Origin of the sequence: Chitinophaga sp. LS1 (assembly GCF_034274695.1) — a bacterium.
GTDB lineage: Bacteria > Bacteroidota > Bacteroidia > Chitinophagales > Chitinophagaceae > Chitinophaga.
Genome location: NZ_CP128362.1, coordinates 4,178,736 through 4,196,208, shown reverse-complemented (window position 1 = coordinate 4,196,208; position 17,473 = coordinate 4,178,736). Strand labels below are relative to the sequence as shown.

Here is a 17,473-nt window from a genome sequence, read left to right as displayed (position 1 = left end):
TAGTTGGTATAGCTCAGCGGCAGAGCGCCCGGCCCTTATTCGGGTGGACACAGGTTCGAGTCCTGTTATCAGCACCTTTATAGACATCCCTATAAATATTAAAAAGCTAATTGAGAAATGAGACACTATCGATTGTACATGTTACTCCTGCTGAGCGCATTTACGCAATGTACCAATGCTCAGAAAAAGGTTTTGCTAAATGGTTCACTGTCGCCTAATAAGGTTTACAAAACCGAAATGAATAACCAGATGAACATGGTCATGAACATGAGCGGAGATTCAGCGATGATGGAACAATTAAGTGCCAGCGGCATGAAAAGCCCAATGACCATGACGATGAACCAGGGTATGTTTATGACCACCAAAACCGGTGCCACGCAGGCAGATAAGAAGATCCCTGTGACGATCACCTATGATAAAATGAGCGTTACCACCAATATTGGCGGACAGGAAAATACACAGGAAACCAACCCGTTTTCAGATGCAGTGATAAAAGGTACAACCGAAGGGGATGGCAAAATCAAGGTAGATACGATCATTGGTAATCTGGATGAAGGTATGAGAGCCAATTTGAAAACCATCGTCAACAATATACAGGCGGCAATCAAATTTCCTGAAAATGAATTGAAGATCGGAGATTCTTTTGACCAGGAGACACCGCTGGTAATGCCTATTGCACAGATGCAGGTGAAGATGAAAGTGCATGCGAAGTATACGCTGAAGGAGATCAAAGGGAGTAAAGCGATATTTGATCTGAAGCAGGATATTGCTATGGATATGAGTATGACAGATACGCCTTACAAGATCACAGGTACTGGTAGTGGAACAGGTGTGATGATTTTTGATATAGACAAGAAGATGATGGATAAGTCTGATGCAGATACGAAGTATAAGATTGATATGGAGATAAATGGAATGAAGATGGATATGGATTGTAATGCGAAGACGAGTGTAAAAATGGAAGTAGAATAATATTTAAAAGAGCCTGTATCATAAGAAGAAGTGCACCCACAATTTCAGACACTTTTAGGGGTACTTAAAAGAAAAGATACAGGCTCTTTTTTATTTGGGTACCTGACGGAGCCATGTATCGTTTTAAACGATTCTCATGACGTTATTTTATTTTTGAAAACATGCTAATAGCACAATATACCCAATAACGCCGGACCTCTTTCCGGCCAGCGCCTCATTTAGAGAAATAATGAAATAAACAATTGTTGGGCCATTCCCTAATATAACAAATTAATGACTCCGTAATAAAACATAATGATTGAAGATATCTATATATCTCTATTCTAATTAGTTAGAAAACCCTGATCACCATCATGGTTTAATAATTGAACCTTGCCTGTCTTAATTCTCCGGCTGTTATTTCATCAGATACCGGCTCAAAAATGGCGGTTGAATGCCATTTATTTTCGCACCCTCTGTTGACAAGTTTTAAAACGCTTCTTCTACCGAACAGGTATTTTGCACCCGAAATAACCCATTAAAAGCCATGAATTACGTTATCAAAAGAAATGGTGAGTTTGAACCTTTTAAAGCGTTTAAGATAAAAGATGCGATAGAAAAGGGGTTCATCGGTGTGAATAAAAAACCTGATGAAACAATCTGCCAACAGGTCACGGCTCAACTGCTGCACAAAGAAGTGTGGTCAGTAGAAGAGATCCAGGATATCATCGAAAAAGAATTGTTTGCACACAGTCACTTTGAAGTGATGCGGGCATTTATGCTATACAGACACACCCGTAAATTACAACGGGAACATGTACATGGCCTTACGCCATCTACTACGCTGGTGGATACCACACAAACGATTGAAGAATACATCACTCAGACTGACTGGCGCATCAATGCCAATGCGAATACTTCTTATTCCAACGCAGGACTGGTGAACAATGTAGCGGGTAAGATCATTGCCAACTACTGGCTGGATAAGGTATATTCCCAGGAAGAAGGTTATGCACATCGCAATGGTGATGTTCACATCCATGATATCGACTGCCTTACAGGATACTGTGCCGGATGGAGCTTGCGTGCATTACTGAATGAGGGTTTCAATGGTGTAAGAGGACGTGTGGAAAGCCGCCCTCCGAATCACTTTCGCGAAGCACTGGGCCAGATGGCGAACTTCCTCGGTATTCTCCAAAGCGAATGGGCCGGCGCACAGGCTTTCAGCTCTTTCGACACCTACCTTGCCCCGTATGTTTTTAAAGATGATCTTCGCTATGAAGATATCCTGAAAGCAGTCAGGAGCTTTGTATACAACCTGAATGTACCTGCCCGCTGGGGACAATCTCCGTTTACAAATATTACTATCGACTGGACGGTGCCGGAAGATTTGAAATTACAGTTCCCGACCAAAAAAGATATACATCTTTTTGATGGCATCACTGATCCGGTTATTTTACAGAAAGCCAAAGACAGAGGGGTGGATCAACTCAGCGAACTGACCTACATTCATTTCCAACCTGAGATGAACCTGATCAACAAAGCGTATTATACTGTGATGACAGAAGGCGATGCCAATGGGCAACCGTTTACTTTCCCGATCCCTACTGTGAATATCACGGAAGACTTTGACTGGTATGGTGAGAATACAGACCTGCTGTTTGAAAACACAGCACGTATCGGGTCTTCTTACTTCCAGAATTTTATCGGTAGTCAATACATCTTTGATGACAATGGCAATCGGGTAGAAAATCCGAATGCTTATAAACCCAATGCGGTGAGAAGCATGTGCTGCCGCTTACAGCTGGATCTGCGTGAATTATTAAAACGCGGTAATGGGCTGTTTGGTAGTGCAGAAATGACAGGAAGTATTGGGGTAGTGACCATCAATATGGCGCGACTGGGATACCTGTACAAAGGGGATCACCATGCGATGTACAAGCGATTAGATTTCTTACTGGACCTTGCTAAATCAACGCTGGAAAAGAAAAGAGTGTTTATACAGGATATGTACGACAGGGGATTATTCCCGTATACAAAACGCTACCTCACACATTTTCGGAATCACTTTTCTACCATTGGAGTGAATGGTATCAATGAAATGATCAGGAACTTCACCAATGATCAGGATGATATTATTTCTGAAACTGGTCGTGAAATGGCTGCTGATGTACTGGAACACATCCGTAAAAAGATGACGCAGTACCAAACTGAAACAGGCAACCTATACAACCTGGAAGCCACGCCAGCAGAGGGTACTACATACCGGTTTGCGAAAGAAGATAAAAAACGCTTCCCGGATATTATACAGGCGGGGATGGATAGTAATATCTATTATACCAACAGTTCACAGATCCCGGTGGACTATACAGACGATCCGTTTGAAGCACTGCTATTGCAGGATGAACTGCAATGTAAATATACAGGAGGCACCGTGCTGCATTTGTACATGAGAGAGAAGATCAGTACGCCTGAAGCATGTCGCAACCTGGTAAAAAAAGTATTATCACAGTTTAGGCTGCCTTACATCACGGTAACACCGGTGTTCAGTATTTGTCCTGAACATGGGTACCTTTCAGGTGAGCATGAGCATTGTCCGATATGTGAAGATGAAAGCCAGAAATGCCTGGTGTATACACGTGTGATGGGTTATCACAGACCGGTGGAGAGTTTCAATATCGGTAAAAAAGGGGAACATAAACAAAGAGTGCATTTTACGGAAATGATCCATTGTGAATAAGCCTATTCATAGTATTACGCCTTTTACATTACTGGATTATCCGGATAAGACAGCCTGCATACTTTGGTTTGCAGGCTGTAATATGAGATGTGTGTATTGTTATAATCCGGGGATTGTGCTTGGGAAAGGGAAGCTTAGCTATGAAGATGCGCTGCGGTTTTTGCGTAAGCGGAAGGGGTTGTTGGATGGAGTGGTATTGAGTGGTGGGGAATGTACGTTGCATAAGGAGTTGGTGACGTTTTGTGAACAGGTGAAAGAAGAGGGTTTTTTGGTGAAGGTCGATACGAATGGGTCTAATCCTTCTTTAATGGCTGATTTGATGAAAAATGGATTGATCGATTATGTTGCGCTGGATTACAAAGCACCTGTTTATAAATATGAGGCGATCACAAAGTCTTCATTATATGAGCACTTTGAAGCGACGTTACAGTTGTTGATGAATGGAGCGATTCCTTTTGAAGTGAGGACGACGGTGCATACTTCATTACTGCATGAAGCGGATATTCAGGAGATGGTGGATGTATTGGCTGATAAAGGGTATGTAGGCAAGTTTTTTATCCAGCATTTTATAAATGACACAATTACTCTTGGCAACCTTGCCAATACAAGAAATAGAATTGACCCTGATAAGGTTTCCAGGAGTAATTGTATAGAGTTGGTATTAAGAAATTAAGATTGCTAACAAGAACCTACGATTCGGTAATATGCAGCCAACCTATAACTTTTCCAGTTTCTGCTTGTAAATGCGCTTATTACCTGCCAGTACTTCTACAATATATATACCTTTTGGCAAGTCAGTTTCCAATTACATCTGCCAGCACTGCGGCACCTTGCTTTGTGGTGCCAGGTTTATAATTCGTTCCGTAAGGAATGTCGGCGATTAGCCGGACGCCAGTAATGCTGGTAGTAGTAGAGAGATTTTTCATTGTAATTGTATATGTTAGTGTCTGGCCAATTACAGCTGTGGAGCCATCGCCATCACTGCTTGTGTTCTTAACGGTAAAGGTCAGATCTACATACTGTGCGCATACATCAGTAACAATACAGGGCAATAAAAGGAACAAAAAGTAAAGTTTGAACTTCATAAATGCGGCTTTATAGGTTTGGGTTTCCTATAAAAATATACTCCCCAGCCAATTAAATAATACAGAATTATTAGCAGTAATTATCAGCGCTCAGTCCTTAAAAAGCGGGCCTTTATCAATATAAATTATTGATTATCAATAAAAACACCTCCCCAATTGCACTAATCTGTAAGAGTTATTATATTTGTAACTGAATCTATACTATGAAAATGCAGGTGCAGACCACAACATTATCTGGAAACCATATTTCAATTCTTCAGCATCTATATAGATCGAAAGATTAGAAAGTTCCATTTACCTATGCATTTGACCTGGTTAAACAACTAAAAACTCAACATGGCTGAAGAAGCAAAGCTGGAAAAAGAAATACTCGCCGAATTAAAGAAAGATTACCCAATGACGAAAGAGTCATCGAAGGAAATCAATCTGGCTCATTTCTCTTCTTTCCGCAACGGTGATAATTTCAAAATTACTTACGCCTGGAAACTCGCTAATTCTTTACAACAAGTAAGTTTTGTAAAATATCGGAACACGGCCATAAAGGATAAATCCAGGTATGCAGGCGTCTGCATAGACCTGATGCACTTACTGCCTGAGTTTAAAATCACAGCCAACACAGAAAATGATAAATTCCTCAATTTATACCTCCCCAATTCTGTCAAGGTAAAGGCAGTACCGGCATTTAATCACAAATACATACTTGAAGCTGCTGACGCTGGTACGATAGAACAAACGATCGGTATTGAGTTTTTTAATAAGATCATGAGTGTTCAGGACCTGAATGTAGAGGTAAAGGATCATAAATGCCTGATCTATGGGGTGTATCCTTTTAACTATGAAAGTTGTAAAGTGATGTTTCAGTTAGCCGAGGATATTGTTAAAATGGATCAGATTAATCAAACTATACAATGAAATATTTCTACATCCTGGTAGTAGCTATGGGTTTTGCAGGTTGTGACCCGGCGCCTGGTGCTAATGGTTCAGATTCTACGGCAGTTGTGGCGCCTTCGGTTGCCACTGATACCCTTCCGTGGAAAGATGCGCTGGTAGAAAGGTATGTACAGCATTCTGACAATGCACTGTTAAAATCCATTGGGAAAGATAGTGTGTCCTGGATATGGGATCGGATGGTGACGAACAAGACGACTACCTATTACATTTGTAATATTGGGAAAGATGTGGTAGATGCAGGCGGGGCGAGGTTCGTTTCGGCACAGTGGGTGTATATTGATACCGTGAACCGACAGTTGTATGAATACGATGTGCCGAAGGATACGTTGATCAAATGGAATAAATAAAACCGACAGATCCATCAATACAAAGTCATCAATGTTCTATATCAGCGAAATACAGACCGCCCCACCGGCCGCATTCAAAACACCCCTACAGGAACTGGTGTATACTACCTTACAACACCTGCAGGTACCTTTTGAACGCGTTGATACAGACGAAGCCATCACCATGGAAGACTGTATACTGATCAATGAAAAACTCAATGTGCAGATTGTAAAGACACTCTTCCTCTGCAACCGCCAGCAAACGAACTTCTATCTTTTTGTCACAACAGCAGACAAGCCTTTCGTGACCAAAGATTTCAGCAGCGCCGTAGGTATTCCCCGCGTATCATTTGCTTCTGTAGAATTATTGAACAATCTCTTAGGCACACCGGTAGGCGGCGCCACCATTTTCGGCACCCTGCTGGACAAGGAAAATAAGGTACAGGTACTGATAGACAAAGACGTACTCAATGAAGAATGGTACGGTTGCAGCGATGGTACACCCAAAGGCTATATGAAAATAAGCAGGGAATGGATACTCAATGACTTTCTCCAACATACAAAACACACACCTACATTTATAGAGGTATAAAAAAACTTTCGCCCGCCCATAAGATCTTTTGGATACCCGCTTCATTTATTCCTTTTAAATCGAGCGGAGCATAGCATGAATTTTGCTATCCTTGTTAAAGTACGCTGCATATTGTACATTGCCTTCCAATTCGTACTGGGTAAGCATAGGTAATATAGGTAAACATATAAAAATCTAAATGCATCTCTGATCATTATCAGACGCAATTAGCCTTATTCTCCCTAAATTTGTCCCCGGATTATTGAAAAAAGTATTGATATAATGAAGAAACTGCCCGGATATATCTTATCCCCCATCCATTATTTATTCTTTGGTGGATTTCTGCTGATTTTCCACCCCATCCAGTGGCTCTGTCTCAAATTAGGAGGCTACAAAGCCCATAAGACCTCTGTTGATATTCTGAACGGATTGCTATCCAGTACCTATATGATCCTGGGCTGTCGTGCCCGCTTTGTCAATCACCAGACCTTGCCCAACGACCGTCCTATTATTTTCGTGGCGAACCACCAGAGCATGTACGATATTCCACCACTGATCTGGCACCTCCGGAAGTACCACGCCAAGTTCGTTTCCAAAATTGAACTGGCCAGTGGCATCCCAAGCATCAGTTTTAACCTTAAATATGGTGGTGCGGCCAACATCGACCGCAAAGACAAAAAGCAATCTATGGGTGAACTGCTCAAGCTAGGTACCCGTATGCAGGAAAAGAACTGGTCTGCCGTTATCTTCCCCGAAGGTACCCGTAGCCGGAAGGGCGAAATGAAGCCTTTCATGACCGGGGGCGTCAGCATCCTGCTTAAAAAAGTTCCTCAGGCACTCATCGTTCCTGTCGCCATTAATGGTAGCTGGAAGTTTTTCAGGTATGGAAATTTCCCACTGGGCACATTCGAAAAAATGAGTTGGTCCGTACTCACTCCTATCGAACCTGCAGGTCGCTCTGCAGAGGTAGTTTTGCAGGAAGCAGAAGACGCTGTTAGGAAAAGTATTGAAAATCAATACTAAAGTCTACAATTTTTCACCAATTTCTCTTACATTTTATAGACTATTCTGCCTATATGGGCTTACTTTATGCCCATAATTTACCACCACGTATTATGAATACATACATCAATGAACCTTTAAAAACTAAAGCACTTAAGAGGCATATTCCGATCATGTTACTAACAGCCAAAGGTTCTCATGAAACAGAACCCGGAGGTAAGGCCTCCTTTCTCTGGAAGTGATATTGCCAAAAGTTACCTTTTGCAGATCATGGAATGAAAGGAATGGGTATGTATCTACGATGGTAACCTGGATAAAGGGATTGAAATGAATGGTAAAGATGTAAATTAAAAACCGAAGGCTGGAAAGCCCCCGGTCACTCATTAGCTCTTTAGCTCTTTAACGAAAAAACGCTCATTTAAGCTTCCTGCAACATTGCCAAAGCCTTGGGAAATAAAATGTTATTCTCTAAATGAATATGTTGTCTTAAGTCTGTATCGAACTCCTGCAATTTCTCAAAGAGGAATCTGTATGAATTGCACGCACCTTCCGGCACCTGGTAATTATTCGTCAACCTACGCCATTCTTCCAGTGATTCTCCTGATGAACTGTGTTCTTTCATCATACTTTCTACCGCACCTTTTACATATGGCAGCCCTGTTTCGCCAGCAGCCATTTGTTTGATAGCCGGGAACAGGATCTGTTCTTCTTTTTCCAGATGATCCAGCAGATCTTCTGCTTCACGCAGCACAGCAGCTCTCAGATCAATCAGCTCTGGATGCGTATCCCCATGATGTCCTGCTACCTTCTGTGCAAACTCCCAGATCACTGGCAATGCTTCTTTCACATATTTATGGTGTGTACTCAGAATGTGTTCTGCCAGTAACTGAGGTGCTAATACACTGAAGTCGCTCGCTGGCTGTTTCGCCTTTAACGCTGCCGTTTCCAGTGCTGTCCACAGCTCTTCTTCTGTAATACCACCCTGTGTTGCAGCCTGCGCAATGGTCTGACCGCCACCACAACAAAAATCGATACCAAAACCTCTGAAAACATCAGCCATGCGATAGTCCTTTCCAGCCATTTCTCCGACTGTGATTACATTATTTCTTACCATGTTGAAATTGTTAAATTTGATTACAAGTCTTTTCTATTAAATCGCCGCAGCGCGCAGCATAACGGCCACCCCATCCATAATAACAAGAGTGTAAAACCCGTGAGCATACCACCCACGCTTCCGAAAAATGAGGCAAACACCGCGCCTGTATACCCCATCATCGCAGAACTATCCAATCTTAATAAAACTATGATTCTACCCAGATCTATCGGGTTCAATGCTCCCATCACGACTGCCGGTTTCTCCAACGGATAGTCGCTGAACTGAAACAAGAGAAACAGCACCAACCCATCATACAACAAGGAGAAATAAAACCACGCCAATATCGCTACCCCAATGCCTCTCGCCTTGTCACGCATAATCACAGATCCTAAAATGGCCAGCGCTGAAAAGATCACTGTCAGCGCCATGCCTACCAATATCAACAACACCGCCGTCATACTCCCGTCAAAGATCATTAACGGTACCCCCACTCCTACTACAAATGCAATCAGCAATGACAACCCCAATCCGGTATAGACACTTAATAATATCTTCGTTCTTCGCAACGGCTGACAAACCAGCAACTCTATAAACGCCGATGCATTATAATAATAGATCGTTGAAAAAATAATACTCACCAGTGGTAATACAATCAGCACGATATTTAATAAGCTCAGTAACGCTTTTGTGCTGTTGTCTGTAAGACAGAGTAATAACATTGACACGACCAATAGCAGTACTGTATAACTTACCAATATCCTGTTACGTAAGATGTCTAGTAATACGTATTTAATAATCTTTTTCATAGTCCTCCATTTTCCATGACACATGCTATTACATGCACTGTGTGCTTATTACCCTTTTTTATAGTCCTCCATTTTCCATGACACGTGCTATTACATGCACTGTGTGCTTATTACCCTTTTTTATAGTCCTCCATTTTCCATGATACGTGCTATTGCGCGTACTAACTTTTGCTCCCCTGTCTCCGCCTGCAACTCTGCCACCTGCTTATGAAACTGTACTTTACCATCCTGCAGATACGCCACCTCATCTACCAGATCATCCAGTTCCGACAAGATATGTGAGGTGATTAGCACCAGCTTACCATTCTTTGTCTCCTGCAGGATCTTGTCCTGCAAAATCCCTGATGCTACCGGGTCCAATCCCGCAGTAGGTTCATCCAGCACCAACACTTCAGGATTGAATAAAAACGCCAGACAAGCACTCACCTTCTGCCTTGTACCACCAGATAATGTCCGCATGCGCTTATTGGCCAGCTGTGGCAATTTAAAGGCATGTACCAGGTCTTCATCCAACGTTGTATACTGCCTGATATCCTTCATCATCTCTATCACCTGTGCAATAGTCATATTCTCAGGATAACTGCTTATCTGCGGCATATAACCAATATTGCCCCTGTATTCGCAACTACCTAATACGGAAACTCCTTTAAAAGCGATATCCCCCTTATCAGGCACCACCATTCCCAACAGACCCTTGATCAAAGTGGTCTTCCCACTACCATTTGGTCCAATCAAAGCAATACTCTTTCCTTCTTCAAAAAAGAGATTGATATTATCCAATGCCTGTAGCCGGCCAAATCGTTTGTATATATTTGTAAAACGAATCATAATGAAAGGGGTTTCATACTCGGTGCACGATCCACCAGGTTCACAGGTGTGATACCCGGCATTACTTTTTCCGTCCGGTCCAGCAAACTCACCATGAAACTGTGAAACAACATCATCACAGCCGGGTTCTTATCTGCCACCATTGCATACAAACTCACCGGGTGATAAGGCACGTCTCCTTTTCCATCTCTGTTCAGATCATACCCTTCATATTTGTCCCAGTAATTATTATCAAAATTGTTCAGTACCAGTGAGCCATTCGTCGCTACATCAAATGTGTTGCCGACAAAGTTATTGCGGGTGATTCTGTTCTCAGAACAACTTGCCTGCACCTTCATGGCCCAGCCATTTGCCTTAAACACATTGTCCATCACCTGCACTCTCGTGGTACCTTCCATATAAATCCCAACCGTATTGTCTTCAAAGTGGCTCTTCTCCATTTTGCTGTCTGTAATCTCTTTCAGCAATATTCCATACGCACCACCACCCTGATTGCCAGCGAATGTATTCCGCTTCATATCCACACCATGTGAAAACATCACAGATACGCCCGCCTCGTTGTGATCAAAAATATTATCCTCATAGTGGTCATTGTGCGAAAACATAAAGTGCAAACCATACCGCACATTTTTAAAACTATGATTCCCTTTGATCAGTGAATTCGTTACAAACTCAAAGTAGATACCATCTCTGTGCTGCGTGACCGTATTCCCTATCAGTTGCATGCCATCACAGTGCCAGCAATGAATACCATTTCCGGATTGAATACGCTGACTGGCATTGGAACGCAATGTATTGTTTTGTATGGTGCAGCTATCAGACTGCTGACAGTAAATGCCAAAGAACGTTTCTTCCAGTACATTGTTTTGAATCGTCACATGCCGCACATTGCCCAGTTTGATTCCTGCCAGATCTTTCCAGTCAGAAAAACCGGAATGCCTGATCACAAATCCATCCACCGTCACATGACTGGACAGTATCAATATCACTTCATATTTATTCTCTCCATCCAGAACCGGCTTGTTGATCCCTTTCAGATAAATAGCTTTATCAATCACCAGGCCTTTTTCGTAGTAAACACCTGCGGGTACTACAACAGTATCACCTGCCACTGCCCGCTGCAAGGTTTCTTTTATAGACCCTTTCACCGTCAATACCCCGGCCCATGCCTGCAAAGACAACAGCCATAAAATTATTACCGATATAGCCCTTTCCATGTGAGTGATTCTCCGTTAAATTCTTTCATATGCACACTGTCTGCAAACGCAGCAATGTCACTACCCATTGGAGAATGAAATGCAGTATTGTGCAATAACCTGCTATCTTCCGCTTTGATCCATTGTCCATCAGTAAAGTCCAGAAACCAGATCCCGCCTACTTCCTGTCCGCCAGCTTTTAATGCCGCCAGCAAACAATGCACATCGTCATACTTAAAAACCTTCCCCTTCTTTGTTACGATCTCTGCACCAAAACGCTTGTCTGTAAAGCCCATTTTACAGAAGTCACAAGCATCCTGTCCATACCTGATAGGTGCAGGACCTGAACTACAACTCTGTAATCCCAACGTCAACCCTGCCACTACAAAAAAACCTTTCTTAAATTTAAATGAGAGCAACACCAACAACGCTCCTACTCCAATAAAGATCCATCCACCTACATCGGGTATAGAATACGCCCCGAAATTCAACAACTGTTTATAACCCAGTAATGGTGGCTGATATGCCATGCCCGGTACCCTGATTGGCGCTTCGGGATTCAGGTGATGACCATAGTTATATTCCCATCTGTAAAAATCAACCATCGCAACAACCGCTACCAGCAGGAACAATACCACCCACCCATAATATACCTTTCTGTTATTCAGTGCACATACAACAAACCCAAGCACAGCCAATCCCCCCAGTATAAAAGGTAAGATCTTAAACTCTATAAAATCTTCGGTGTGCAATGTTTGCATACCAATGTAATGGTTCAATCCATTCACGATATCCACATCCCCGCGTAATCCGTTAGCAGCAATTTTCAACGTCAGGCCTTCCGGGTATTGGGGAGCGGCCAGCTCTATTTTCCAGATAGGAAAATAGAGCACTGCCACCATCGCCAATGAAAGCATGAAAATGATTGCCCGAAAACGGGTTGACAATTTTCTTTGCATTATGATCAGTTTAGTTTTTCGCTACTGCACTATCAGGTAGGTTAGTACCGTACTTGAGTGGTGTGTTTGCACCAGCTTTAGATACTCTTACATAACCCTGCATTTCCTGGTGCAACGCGCTACAGAAGTCAGTACAGTATATTGGATAAACACCTTCTGCATCTGGTACCCACTTCAGTGTACAGGTTTCGCCAGGCATGATCAGGATCTCTGCATTGGCAGCACCTTTCACAGCAAAGCCGTGTGGAATATCCCAATCCTGTTCCAGGTTAGTAACATGGAAATATACTTCATCGCCAACACATACACCTTCGATGTTATCAGGTGTAAAGTGGGAACGTATAGAAGTGATATACACATGTACTTTGTTACCTTCACGAACTACCTTCGCTTCTTTTTCACCCTTTGTTACATAAGGATGTTTGTTTTCCTCGATCTTGAAATACTTCACAGAGTTATTCTTAATCAGGTCAGCAGGCAGTGCCTGTGCATAGTGAGGTTCACCTACAGTAGGGAAGTCCAGCAACAGTTCCATCTTATCACCTGAGATGTCGTACAGCTGTGCACTTTGAGCCAGCTCAGGACCTGTAGGCAGATAGCGGTCTTTTGTGATCTTGTTATATGCAATCAGGTATTTGCCAAAAGGATGTTTGGTATCGCCGCCTGGAATACACAGGTGCCCTACGGAATAATAAGTAGGTTTTCTGTCGAGTACTTTCAGGTCTTTGATGCTCCATTTCACTACTTCGGAAGAAACGAAGAAGGAAGTATACGCATTGCCCTTTCCGTCGAACTCAGTGTGCAATGGACCAAGGCCTGGTTTCTGTACTTCACCGTACAGGGCTGATTCGTATTTAACAACAGGGATACCCTGGTAGTCGCCATCAAAATCTTTCTTCTCAATTGCCGTCATCAGTTTGGTAAAAGAGAATACAGGAATGAGTGCCGCCAGTTTACCACTACCTACGATATATTCACCGCTTGGGTCGATATCAACACCATGTGGAGATTTAGGACAGGGAATGAAGTACACGAAATCTTTCAGTTGAGATGGATCCAGTGTCAGCACTTTGGTTTCGATAGCAGAAGTAGCGCTGTGAGTCGTTTCATTATACACGTTGTGTGCATAACGGGAGTTCTTCAATGTACCTTTGTTATTACGGATAAATTCTTCCGCTTTCTTCCAGTTCACCGCCATGATGAAGTCTTTATCACGCTGAGAAGCGTTTACTTCAAGCAGGGTATGTGCCTGTTCTACATTGTAGCAGGAAAAGAAGAACCAGTCGTGGCTTGGTCCTTTACCGGCATGGCTCAGGTCAAAGTTGATAGCAGGGGTCAGCAACTGGAAAGCCAGAGACATGCGACCATTGCTGGAATCAATTTTGATAAAGCTCACGGTACCGTTGAAAGACTTCTTGTAATCAGCGATAGGTACGTCCTGATTGTCACCAACAGGAACGCTGAAGCGGGTACCCGCTACTACATATTCTGTGTTTTCAGTACAGAAAGGAGAAGAGTGGTTACCGGCGCTGTTAGGCAGTTCGATGATCTCTTCTGTTCTGAAAGTAGCGAGGTTGATACGTGCTACCCTTGGAGTGTTGTTGGCATTAGCGAAGAGCCAGCGACCATCTGGGGTACCATCTTTCTGAGACAGTTCCAGGTGGTGTTGGTCATCCCATGGCAGAGAACCGTGAGAGGTTTCCAGCATAGGTTTAGTTTCTTCGCTATATCCATAGCCATTTTCAGGCATTACAGAGAATACAGGGATAATTTTGAGCAAACGGCCAGAAGGAATACCATAAACAGACACCTGACCATTAAAACCACCGGAAACGAAGTTGTAGAACTCGTCGTATTTACCCGGTGCAACGTAAACTTTTTCAGCAGCACCTGCATTGATGGCGCCGGCTTCATTACGTGGTTTACAGGATGCGAGTGCTATGATAAGCACCGCTATTGAACATAACCGCATAGAATAACTATTTAGATGAATCATTGTTACGCATAAATTCAAATACGTCTCTTGTTTCCTCATCAGTCAGGTGCTGGTTTGGCATGCGAACCATACAAACTGCCAGCATAGCCTGAGCATGAGGATCTTTGTCGATCATCTCATCAGTGTTGGTGACAAAGTTCATAATCCATTCAGCGGATTTTTTCTTCGTAACACCTTTCCAGCCGGGTCCCACCAGCTTTTCGTCGGTTAGCTTATGGCAGGCGGCACATTTTACTTCGTACACGGTTTTGCCTGCGGCAATCATTTTCTGATCTAATGTGGCGCTAAGGGCTACATTAGTAAATTTCCCTGCCCCTTTGATGGAATCGTATGCTGATGCAGAATTGGAACTTGCAAGACTATTGTCTTCAACTACAGGTGCCGGGGATTCCTCTTTGGGAGGTTGGCTGTTATTTGAGCAGGCCCAGGTCAGCCCCAGGAGCACTGCTATGTAAACGTACTTTTTCATTTATTAAAGATTGTGTTCTGACAATACCTGAGTACAACATTACGCTACTTAAAAGTGCGAGGATATGATCCAGATCATAAAAACGGTCTTGATACTAATCATCAGGAAAACTGTTTTCAATCATTTATCCGGATGACGGGTAGGGCTAGCTTTGGTATAGTTAATAAATCATTCACAATGATTATCCACACCGACCTGCTGAGGAAATGGGGTGCTATCCGGTTAACAGCGGAAAAAGGCCGGGTTATCTTTACCGAGGGGGAAGAAGCACATTTTTACTACCAGATTGAATCCGGGGAAGTCAGGATGGTGAACACGGGCATGAATGGGAAGGAGTTTATACAGGGGATATTTGTAGCAGGAGACTCGTTTGGAGAGCCGCCGCTATTTACGGGTATGGGTTATCCGGCAGCGGCTGTAGCTGATAGTGATAGTGTTATTTTACGATTGCCGAAGCCCACGTTTATTCAGTTGCTGAAAGAGAATCCGGAGATACATTATGCATTTACTACTTTGCTGGCGATGCGGTTGAGACAGAAGTCTATTTTATCAAGAGAGATGACATGTAGTGAGCCGGCCGTGTTGATAAGAGGCGTGTTGAAGCGGTATACGGTACCGGAATTATTGCAGGGAAAGTTACGGGTAACGTTGACGAGGCAGCAGATTGCGGATATGACAGGGTTGAGGGTGGAGACGGTGATAAGGACGATCAGGGGGATGTATAAGAAGGGAGATTTGCTGGTGAATAAGGGGAAGGTATATGTGTGAGGCGTAAGTGATGTATCTATGAAGTGATTTTTTCAGCAATGCGATCTATTCGTTAATAAAGGAAACGTGTATGTCTGAAACCATTAAGAAATGGGCATATTTGTCCTTAGTAAATTTACTGATAGTATCCATTCTTGGAGTGATACTAAGATATAAAGCCGCTTTTCCTCTGCCAGTGCTGGATTACAAATGCCTCTTGCACGCACATTCTCATTTCGCCTTTTCAGGATGGGTGACGACGATATTATTTACCTGTTTTGTTTATTTGATTCCTTATAGGAAAACATATACTTACCAGTTCTGGCTGAACCAGGTAGCCAGTTTCGGTATGCTGATCAGTTTTACGATACAGGGATATGGACCTGTGTCAATTGCGTTTTCAGCATTGTCGGTGGTGTTTAGTTTTTGGTTTGCTATTGCATATTTGAATGATATTGCAGATATCAGTTTTCCTCCTTTGGTAAAGTCTTGTTTACGGCTGGCGATTGCATTTTTATTAATTTCCAGCGCGGGGCCGTTCATGCTGGCGTTTGGCAAGGGGGATATGGTCTATTATAACAATGCTATTTACTTCTACCTGCATTTTCAATACAATGGTTGGTTCACCTTTGCGGTGATGGCATTGTTCTTTTGGGCGGCACCTCGATTTCACATTTACCTGGCACCTAATTTCAGTAAGGTGTTTGTTATTTTGATGGCGATTGCCTGTATCCCGGCGTATTGTTTGTCTATGTTATGGTCTCATCCGGCAGGGTGGATATATACAATCGCAGGAGCGGCAGGGATGATACAGTTAGCGGCATTGGTGTTTTTAATACTGGCGGTGCCGGTGATAAAGAATTTACATCCGCTGTGGGTATTGGCTTCACTGGCGTTTATTATTAAGATTGTATTGCAGGTGTTGACGTTGGTAACAGCATTGGGCAGGTTTGCCTACGGATTCAGACCGGTGGTGATAGGGTATTTGCATTTGGTGGTGTTAGGGTTTGTGAGCTTTTTGATTTTAGGTTTTTTGATATTGAATAAGTTGGTGAAGGGGAATAAGGGAGGGTTGATGATATTTATTACGGGAGTGATTGCGAATGAAGTGATATTGATGACACAGTGTGTGATGGCTTACTTTTGGGGGAGTGGTACGCCGACAGTGGTGTATTGGTTATTTAGTGCGGGCGTGGTGATGATGACGGGGATTGGCGTGATGGTGGCTAAGGGCAGATCGTATTAAATAAAGGGATCGCATCAAATTCTTTAAATGCATGGGTATAGAATATTGCTACAATTACAGAAGCAAGATTTCCCATTAAATAGTAGTCTTTGAACTTATTGTTGTGGGCTGAATCTGGTTCACTATGCTTTAACCTGTTGGCAAGTTTCAGCGCACTAAATAATGTCAGTGCATGTAGAAGGTCGTGGATTAGGGCTATGGCGATAAAAAGTCTTTCAAAAGTGCCTTTAAGTATAGACTTGAACTCAAACCCTTTTATTTCCTTGTAATAAATCTGGGCGATGGCTGCGAATGCAAATGCGAGTATGACTTCTGAAATTGCGAAACCTGCTGTTAACAAAATTAAATTTACACATGATGATTATGACCTAAATAATATATCACTTGTTTTAAGGAAACGTATTCTTTATACCTCAAGCTCTTCTCACGTTTCCACATAAGTGATCTGTTTTTGTTTAATTTTTCAGCTACTATTTTATAATCAGTATTTTCTAAAAAAGATGA

Annotated in this window: 18 protein-coding genes and 1 tRNA gene; 10 read left to right on the top strand and 9 right to left on the bottom strand. The window is 42.7% G+C overall.

Features of this window, described 5'->3' with window-relative positions; all coding sequences use genetic code 11:
* Window positions 1-2 precede the first annotated feature (2 nt).
* The 4 genes from QQL36_RS17380 to QQL36_RS17365 all read left to right on the top strand — a co-directional run bounded on the left by QQL36_RS17380 (window position 3) and on the right by QQL36_RS17365 (window position 4,364).
* Window positions 3-74: transfer RNA gene (locus QQL36_RS17380), tRNA-Lys, on the top strand.
* Window positions 75-117: 43 nt separating this feature from the next.
* On the top strand, window positions 118-972 hold the full coding sequence (locus QQL36_RS17375; protein ID WP_321570439.1) for a hypothetical protein: 855 nt from the start codon (window positions 118-120) through the stop codon (window positions 970-972).
* Window positions 973-1,498: 526 nt separating this feature from the next.
* On the top strand, window positions 1,499-3,691 hold the full coding sequence (locus QQL36_RS17370) for a ribonucleoside triphosphate reductase (protein ID WP_321570438.1): 2,193 nt from the start codon (window positions 1,499-1,501) through the stop codon (window positions 3,689-3,691).
* On the top strand, window positions 3,684-4,364 hold the full coding sequence (locus QQL36_RS17365; protein ID WP_321570437.1) for an anaerobic ribonucleoside-triphosphate reductase activating protein: 681 nt from the start codon (window positions 3,684-3,686) through the stop codon (window positions 4,362-4,364). The genes QQL36_RS17370 and QQL36_RS17365 overlap by 8 nt, the downstream gene beginning before the upstream one ends.
* A 121-nt stretch (window positions 4,365-4,485) precedes the next feature.
* Here QQL36_RS17365 and QQL36_RS17360 read toward each other — a convergent pair whose 3' ends face one another.
* On the bottom strand, window positions 4,486-4,776 hold the full coding sequence (locus tag QQL36_RS17360; protein ID WP_321570436.1) for a hypothetical protein: 291 nt from the start codon (window positions 4,774-4,776) through the stop codon (window positions 4,486-4,488).
* 336 nt (window positions 4,777-5,112) lie between these two features.
* On the opposite strand from QQL36_RS17360, the gene QQL36_RS17355 reads away from it, so the two are divergent.
* The 4 genes from QQL36_RS17355 to QQL36_RS17340 all read left to right on the top strand — a co-directional run bounded on the left by QQL36_RS17355 (window position 5,113) and on the right by QQL36_RS17340 (window position 7,647).
* Entirely contained in the window at window positions 5,113-5,688 is a 576-nt protein-coding gene (locus QQL36_RS17355; RefSeq protein WP_321570435.1) for a hypothetical protein, read from the top strand.
* The gene (locus QQL36_RS17350; RefSeq protein WP_321570434.1) at window positions 5,685-6,074 is read left to right on the top strand and encodes a hypothetical protein; all 390 of its coding nucleotides are present in this window, start codon (window positions 5,685-5,687) and stop codon (window positions 6,072-6,074) included. Before QQL36_RS17355 ends, QQL36_RS17350 begins: the two co-directional genes overlap by 4 nt.
* A 31-nt stretch (window positions 6,075-6,105) precedes the next feature.
* Window positions 6,106-6,645 (top strand): prolyl-tRNA synthetase associated domain-containing protein, encoded by a 540-nt coding sequence (locus QQL36_RS17345; protein WP_083726531.1) that lies wholly within the window; start codon window positions 6,106-6,108, stop codon window positions 6,643-6,645.
* Between the two features lie 261 nt (window positions 6,646-6,906).
* Entirely contained in the window at window positions 6,907-7,647 is a 741-nt protein-coding gene (locus QQL36_RS17340) for a lysophospholipid acyltransferase family protein (RefSeq protein WP_321570433.1), read from the top strand.
* A 397-nt stretch (window positions 7,648-8,044) separates the two neighbouring features.
* Here the strand turns inward: QQL36_RS17340 and ric are convergent, their stop codons facing one another.
* The 7 genes from ric to QQL36_RS17305 form a co-directional block, all read right to left on the bottom strand.
* Entirely contained in the window at window positions 8,045-8,740 is a 696-nt protein-coding gene (gene ric / locus QQL36_RS17335) for an iron-sulfur cluster repair di-iron protein (RefSeq protein WP_321570432.1), read from the bottom strand.
* Window positions 8,741-8,760: 20 nt separating this feature from the next.
* Window positions 8,761-9,528, bottom strand: coding sequence for an ABC transporter permease subunit (locus tag QQL36_RS17330; RefSeq protein ID WP_321570431.1), 768 nt, complete (start codon window positions 9,526-9,528; stop codon window positions 8,761-8,763).
* Window positions 9,529-9,648: 120 nt separating this feature from the next.
* Window positions 9,649-10,356 (bottom strand): ABC transporter ATP-binding protein, encoded by a 708-nt coding sequence (locus tag QQL36_RS17325; protein ID WP_321570430.1) that lies wholly within the window; start codon window positions 10,354-10,356, stop codon window positions 9,649-9,651.
* On the bottom strand, window positions 10,353-11,573 hold the full coding sequence (locus QQL36_RS17320) for a nitrous oxide reductase family maturation protein NosD (protein WP_321570429.1): 1,221 nt from the start codon (window positions 11,571-11,573) through the stop codon (window positions 10,353-10,355). Before QQL36_RS17320 ends, QQL36_RS17325 begins: the two co-directional genes overlap by 4 nt.
* Window positions 11,552-12,511, bottom strand: coding sequence for a nitrous oxide reductase accessory protein NosL (locus QQL36_RS17315; RefSeq protein ID WP_321570428.1), 960 nt, complete (start codon window positions 12,509-12,511; stop codon window positions 11,552-11,554). Before QQL36_RS17315 ends, QQL36_RS17320 begins: the two co-directional genes overlap by 22 nt.
* Before the next feature lie 10 nt (window positions 12,512-12,521).
* Window positions 12,522-14,483 carry a Sec-dependent nitrous-oxide reductase gene (gene nosZ, locus QQL36_RS17310; RefSeq protein ID WP_321570427.1) on the bottom strand — a complete coding sequence of 654 codons (1,962 nt, stop codon included), beginning with the start codon at window positions 14,481-14,483 and terminating at the stop codon, window positions 12,522-12,524.
* A 7-nt stretch (window positions 14,484-14,490) separates the two neighbouring features.
* Window positions 14,491-14,976: a c-type cytochrome gene (locus tag QQL36_RS17305; protein ID WP_083726513.1), complete on the bottom strand. Its 486-nt coding sequence runs from the start codon at window positions 14,974-14,976 to the stop codon at window positions 14,491-14,493.
* Window positions 14,977-15,153: 177 nt separating this feature from the next.
* Between QQL36_RS17305 and QQL36_RS17300 the strand changes: the two genes are divergently transcribed.
* Both QQL36_RS17300 and QQL36_RS17295 read left to right on the top strand, forming a co-directional pair.
* Window positions 15,154-15,744 (top strand): Crp/Fnr family transcriptional regulator, encoded by a 591-nt coding sequence (locus QQL36_RS17300; protein WP_321570426.1) that lies wholly within the window; start codon window positions 15,154-15,156, stop codon window positions 15,742-15,744.
* Window positions 15,745-15,814: 70 nt separating this feature from the next.
* On the top strand, window positions 15,815-16,969 hold the full coding sequence (locus tag QQL36_RS17295) for a hypothetical protein (protein ID WP_321570425.1): 1,155 nt from the start codon (window positions 15,815-15,817) through the stop codon (window positions 16,967-16,969).
* On the opposite strand, the gene QQL36_RS17290 is transcribed toward QQL36_RS17295, so the two are convergent.
* Window positions 16,950-17,309 carry a hypothetical protein gene (locus QQL36_RS17290; RefSeq protein ID WP_321570424.1) on the bottom strand — a complete coding sequence of 120 codons (360 nt, stop codon included), beginning with the start codon at window positions 17,307-17,309 and terminating at the stop codon, window positions 16,950-16,952. The two genes, QQL36_RS17295 and QQL36_RS17290, sit on opposite strands and share 20 nt — an antisense overlap.
* Window positions 17,310-17,473: the final 164 nt, after the last annotated feature.